We start from the raw sequence: 432 nt of genomic DNA on the forward strand, positions 1-432 counted from the left end.
TAATAGATAGAATTTGGGTGATAGTGTTTATCAAAATGTTTGACGATATAGTTGTGGATATCACTCCCAACTAAACGTCCACCTACAGAGGATTCCGACTCTTTATTTATGTATTCACTTAGCTGATTTTGCTGTTCTGCAGTAAGGAATGCAGGTCTGCCTGAGCGTGGTTTTTCTTTAAGTCCTTCAAAACCTTCTTCAAGGAATAGTTGAACCCATTTGTTCACGCTCGTTCGGCTGACTTTGAGATATTTTGCAATTTGAGTGCGAGAGTGACCGTCTTTGAAGTGTGCGAGAGCGAGTAATCGCATCTTCATTTGGATGGTTTTCTGTTGGCTGGCTAGTTTTCTGAAATCGGTATTATTAAGGCTATCCATAGCGACGTTTAACGGTAGTTTCGATAGCCTCAATTAGATCATATTTTTTCTTTAA

The 432-nt window shown here is 39.1% G+C and carries 1 protein-coding gene; it reads right to left on the reverse strand.

What is annotated here, in order from left to right; translation table 11 throughout:
* Positions 1–377 (reverse strand): helix-turn-helix domain-containing protein (locus RH88_RS10040; RefSeq protein ID WP_005595509.1); only part of this gene is annotated, 377 nt, incomplete at its 3' end.
* Positions 378–432 lie beyond the last annotated feature (55 nt).

The organism is Vibrio scophthalmi LMG 19158, assembly GCF_000222585.1.
Lineage (GTDB): Bacteria > Pseudomonadota > Gammaproteobacteria > Enterobacterales > Vibrionaceae > Vibrio > Vibrio scophthalmi.